Source organism: Bacillus mobilis (assembly GCF_001884045.1).
GTDB lineage: Bacteria > Bacillota > Bacilli > Bacillales > Bacillaceae_G > Bacillus_A > Bacillus_A mobilis.
The window spans coordinates 1-4,146 of record NZ_MACF01000088.1; the positions used below are offsets into that span (position 1 = coordinate 1).

A 4,146-nucleotide genomic window follows, 5' to 3' on the forward strand; every position below is an offset into this window, starting at 1 on the left:
ATGGTTAAAAGACATCAATGCACAAGTTCCCAAACAGGCTTCAAAAGATTTTGATACGCCGAGGAAAAATTCTTTCGAAAAGTACAAAAATGGTTCTCACACTTCTTATAAATCCAAAAAAGATGTAATCCAAGGATTTTATGCCAATTATGAAAGGCTGATTATAGGAAAGAAAGTAGTTCATATTCAGTCTATTGGAGAAGTGAAAACAAGCCAGCAACTACCAAGAAACAAAAAGCCATCCAATCCAAGAGTTACATTTGACGGTCGTCACTGGTGGATTAGTGTAGGATTCCAAGAAGACTTTGAATCACAGGAATTAACGAATGAGTCGATTGGTGTGGATGTTGGTTTAAAAGATCTGTTTGTAGCTTCTAATGGTATGAAAGAACGAAATATAAACAAAGATGCTAAGGTTAAAAAACTTTTGAAAAGGAAAAAGTCAGCGCAAAGAGATATGTCTAGGAGATTTAAAAAAGGTGTAAAAGTTCAATCTGCCGGATATGAAAAGGCAAAAATCGAGCACCTGCGGTTATCTAGGAAAATTACGAATATCCGAAATAACCATATCCATCAAGCAACAGCTAAATTGGTGAAAACCAAACCAATGAGAATTGTTGTGGAAGACTTATTTATCTCAAACCTGTTAAAAAACAAAAAACTATCGAAAGCACTTTCCTTTCAAAAATTAAACTTCTTCTTTCAATGTTTATCATACAAATGCGAGAAGTATGGCATTGCGTATGTAAAAGTTGATAAATCGTTCGCTTCCAGCAAGATTTGCTCATGTTGCGGAGTAAAATACGACCATTCAGTTCAACCAGAAGGACAGTGGAGTTTAAAAATACGTGAGTGGCGTTGTGCTTCATGCAATAGCCATCATGATAGGGATGTAAATGCGTCGATAAATTTATCAAGATGGGTACAATAAATGCTTGATAATAGGAGGTAACGATACTGCCTCGTGTGGAGTGTTATACCCCTCGTCCCTTTGGGGCTGCGAGAACACGATGAAGCACTAACTTGTGTGGATTTGATTGAATTGTATAGATTTAGTTAAGTTTATCGTATCGGAGATGAAGAGCAAGTGCATGAGAAAATCGCAATCAAAACGATGACAGATTATCATTTGTATGATTTTATGCGTTGTCCGCATAAATTTTATTTCCGTCATATAAAAAGAAGAGAACCTTCTTCGTTTGAATGGCAACAAATCGCACAAATGATTGTGAATCGAATTATTAACGAATATTACACACTACCTGCGGGCCAACAAACGAAAATCGTACTTTTAATATTAATAGAAAAGTATTGGAAAAAAGTAAGGATTAATATGTTTGCTTCAAAGACGGAGTATTATATTGTGTTAGCGAAGTTAACGGATCATTTATTACAGTTTGTTGAAAGAGATGATAGTCAAACACCGCCGTTATTTTTATATGAAAAATTTCAAACATATATGGAAGAGTTAGGTGTCCACATGTCATTGACATTAGAAGTTGGTGAGTGGAGTACTGAGTCGTTTGTAATTAAAAAGTATGTTGTCGATGCGGATGAGGAAATGCTTGCTCTTTGTCAAAAGTTAATGACAGTATTCAGTTATAAAGCTTTTGGCATTCTTCCAGGAAAAATTGAAGTTATTAATTTAATAGAAGGAACTAAGTACGAGTACGTTCCGAAACAGGAAGATATTATAACTGGAATGGCTGATTTATCTAGAATGAAAGCAATGCTGCAACAACCTGAGCATTATACAGAGCGTCATTTTCGTTCTGAGTGTATAAGTTGTGCATTTCGTAGCGAATGCCAAGGGGAAGAAGTAAAAAAAGAAGTGAAGCAGAAGAAAAATATCGTACATTAAAGGATGCAATGTTGCATCCTTTTTTATTATTGACATGAAAAGCTTTTCATCATTTATCGTATATTTGTAGCAGATTTTAGTAAAGGGAGGAATAATCAATGAAAGATGAAACGAAAGTATTTCAATGGTTAAAAGAACAGAATGCTCCTTTTGGAATTCAACTGCAAATTTTACAAGCATTTCAATTGTATCAAGTCATTGTTGAAATGGATAAAAAGTTAATGATGTATGAGGAGAGAGAGTATAGGGAGAGAATGTAATCTCATCCCTGTAGTATTACTTTCAGGTGCTCTGTACACGCTAGGAATTCAAGTTCATTCTTTGTTTCAAAGTTATAAATCATATTATGTAGTAAAGGACTGTATTGATAAAAACTCGTAATGCGGTGAATGAGTAATGGGTCATCGTGTGAAATAAGCGTACTGTATTGTTCATATACTGATGTAGTAAATTCACGTCCGAAATCATAATATAGCCCAGCAAAATCAAAAGCAGGATCGCCAATTTGAGCATCACCAAAATCGATAATCCCTGAAATGTTTTTGTTCTGCTTATTAAATAAAATGTGATGATGTGTAAAATCAGCGTGAATAATTGTATTTTGAAAAGTGGTTGTATCGATAAAAGTAAAGAAATTTTCGAATAACCGATTTAAAGATGATTTCTGTAACGAAGTAAAACTATTAGTAACATACTGATTTAACTTAGTTTGTAGCTCTTTCCAGTAGGTAAGTGTTTTTTCAACAGGGAGTCCTAACTTTGTATCTTGTTTTAAAGGAATACTATGTAGGGTTGCAAGGAAGGTAGCTAATTGTGTAATAATAGTTTGTAGTTCTTTATCCTCAAGCTTGATTACTATGTCTGTTTTTAATGGTTCACCATGAATGAGTGTATAGTAGCTACAAAGTGGAACCGCATCAGTATCATTTCTATATAATAGGTGATACTGTGGAACCTCAACTTCATGTAGTGAACAAGAGAGAAGTGTGCATAGTTCTTTTTCTAACGGAATTCGCATTGCATATTCCTGTTTTCGAGGGAAACGAAACAGTAGTTCATCATTTACGATAACAGCTACATTATCCCACCCTTCTTCATTTTGTTTATAGGAATGTATAGAAAGATTAGGCAAAGCTTCTTTTATATATTGTTTGTAAGAGTCCATAATTGTTCCTCATTTCTAAGTTAAGTTATTCATAGTTTATGATATCAGAATTTTCTTTCTATATGTTAAAATATAACTATCATTATGAAGAGGGAGCAGGATTGTTATGAAGAAAAGAATACTAATTACTTCTTTATGTATCGCTTTTGGATTGTTTTGGTCATATAAAGAGGAGGTTTTTGCTAGCTATAAACCGATTGATCAGTACGGGTTAAACAAGGGATTACAGAACAAAAGTATAGAAACTTTAACTCATAATGAAATGAAAAAGGTAGGAGAACATTTTGTGACAGAGCAATTATCTGTGTTTGAGTTTAAAAATAAAGAAGATGTGAAACGAAAAGCTGAAGAAATATTTTTAAATAGAGGGTATGACCGATTAATAGAAAATTATTATCCAAATCGTTTTCGAGATTTAGAGTATAAATTTATAAACGAGGATATACGTGAAGTGACGGATGAAAGTTTTCTCTATCAAACTGTAGCGTACGTTGCGGGTACTGAAAATGGTAAGAGAAGCGAAATGAAATTGAGTTATGAAATGAAAATTGTAAAGGTTAATAATATATTTAAGGTGCTAGAACAAAAGCAGTATGTACAATAAAGTGTTACAAATAGCCGATAAAAAATCCCCCAGTTCTTTGAGGGATTTTAAAGGTTTTCATTTTGTTGACCAAGTTCTTTTTGCGCAATGTATAAATTTCCTTGTTCGACTTGTTTCTGAGTAAGAACAGAATCACCTGCATACCCTTTTTCTGTTTTTACAGTACTTTTCGTATGATTGGAATTTTGTTTCTTCATATAATATGTCACCTTTCCTTAAAAATAAACAAAAATGATAAGCACAAGTAGTACAGCAGCGAAAATGGTAATACCCATTAAAAAGGAAGTGTTTTTATTTTTAGGTGGCTTATGTACATCTTGTCGATATCCAGGTGAAATTTCAGGGGCGAATTCTTCATCGAATGATTGCTTTTTTTCTTTTTCGTCCATATGTATCCACCTTTCTTTTTCATTATGTTATACGTTCAAAGAAAAAATATGCATAAAGAAAACCGCCCCTCTATCGTGAGCGGCGGTTTTCTGTTGTATATTTTCTTTGAACTTGAAAGAGACGGAC

The 4,146-nt window shown here is 33.5% G+C and carries 7 protein-coding genes; 4 read left to right on the plus strand and 3 right to left on the minus strand.

What is annotated here, in order from left to right; all coding sequences use genetic code 11:
* The 3 genes from BAQ44_RS15740 to BAQ44_RS31070 form a co-directional block, all read left to right on the plus strand.
* Window positions 1–931 (plus strand): RNA-guided endonuclease InsQ/TnpB family protein (locus BAQ44_RS15740; protein ID WP_071722312.1); only part of this gene is annotated, 931 nt, incomplete at its 5' end.
* Window positions 932–1,087: 156 nt separating this feature from the next.
* Window positions 1,088–1,861 carry a hypothetical protein gene (locus BAQ44_RS15745; protein ID WP_071722314.1) on the plus strand — a complete coding sequence of 258 codons (774 nt, stop codon included), beginning with the start codon at window positions 1,088–1,090 and terminating at the stop codon, window positions 1,859–1,861.
* A 98-nt stretch (window positions 1,862–1,959) separates the two neighbouring features.
* Entirely contained in the window at window positions 1,960–2,121 is a 162-nt protein-coding gene (locus tag BAQ44_RS31070; RefSeq protein ID WP_016088745.1) for a hypothetical protein, read from the plus strand.
* Window positions 2,122–2,123: 2 nt separating this feature from the next.
* Here the strand turns inward: BAQ44_RS31070 and BAQ44_RS15755 are convergent, their stop codons facing one another.
* Window positions 2,124–3,026 (minus strand): aminoglycoside phosphotransferase family protein, encoded by a 903-nt coding sequence (locus BAQ44_RS15755; RefSeq protein WP_071722316.1) that lies wholly within the window; start codon window positions 3,024–3,026, stop codon window positions 2,124–2,126.
* A gap of 106 nt (window positions 3,027–3,132) precedes the next feature.
* Here BAQ44_RS15755 and BAQ44_RS15760 point away from each other — a divergent pair, with 106 nt between their 5' ends.
* Entirely contained in the window at window positions 3,133–3,630 is a 498-nt protein-coding gene (locus BAQ44_RS15760) for a biotin transporter BioY (RefSeq protein ID WP_071722318.1), read from the plus strand.
* 47 nt (window positions 3,631–3,677) lie between these two features.
* On the opposite strand, the gene BAQ44_RS31075 is transcribed toward BAQ44_RS15760, so the two are convergent.
* Window positions 3,678–3,827 (minus strand): hypothetical protein, encoded by a 150-nt coding sequence (locus BAQ44_RS31075; protein ID WP_063261924.1) that lies wholly within the window; start codon window positions 3,825–3,827, stop codon window positions 3,678–3,680.
* An 18-nt stretch (window positions 3,828–3,845) separates the two neighbouring features.
* Window positions 3,846–4,019, minus strand: a complete 174-nt coding sequence (locus BAQ44_RS15770; RefSeq protein ID WP_000343557.1) for a hypothetical protein — start codon at window positions 4,017–4,019, stop codon at window positions 3,846–3,848.
* Between the last annotated feature and the right edge of the window lie 127 nt (window positions 4,020–4,146).

Bases quoted from the DNA above. Each gene is read 5' to 3' on its own strand.
- BAQ44_RS31075 (WP_063261924.1), bottom strand. From the start codon at position 3,827: ATGAAGAAACAAAATTCCAATCATACGAAAAGTACTGTAAAAACAGAA.
- BAQ44_RS15770 (WP_000343557.1), bottom strand. From the start codon at position 4,019: ATGGACGAAAAAGAAAAAAAGCAATCATTCGATGAAGAATTCGCCCCT.
- BAQ44_RS15760 (WP_071722318.1), top strand. From the start codon at position 3,133: ATGAAGAAAAGAATACTAATTACTTCTTTATGTATCGCTTTTGGATTG.
- BAQ44_RS15755 (WP_071722316.1), bottom strand. From the start codon at position 3,026: ATGGACTCTTACAAACAATATATAAAAGAAGCTTTGCCTAATCTTTCT.
- BAQ44_RS31070 (WP_016088745.1), top strand. From the start codon at position 1,960: ATGAAAGATGAAACGAAAGTATTTCAATGGTTAAAAGAACAGAATGCT.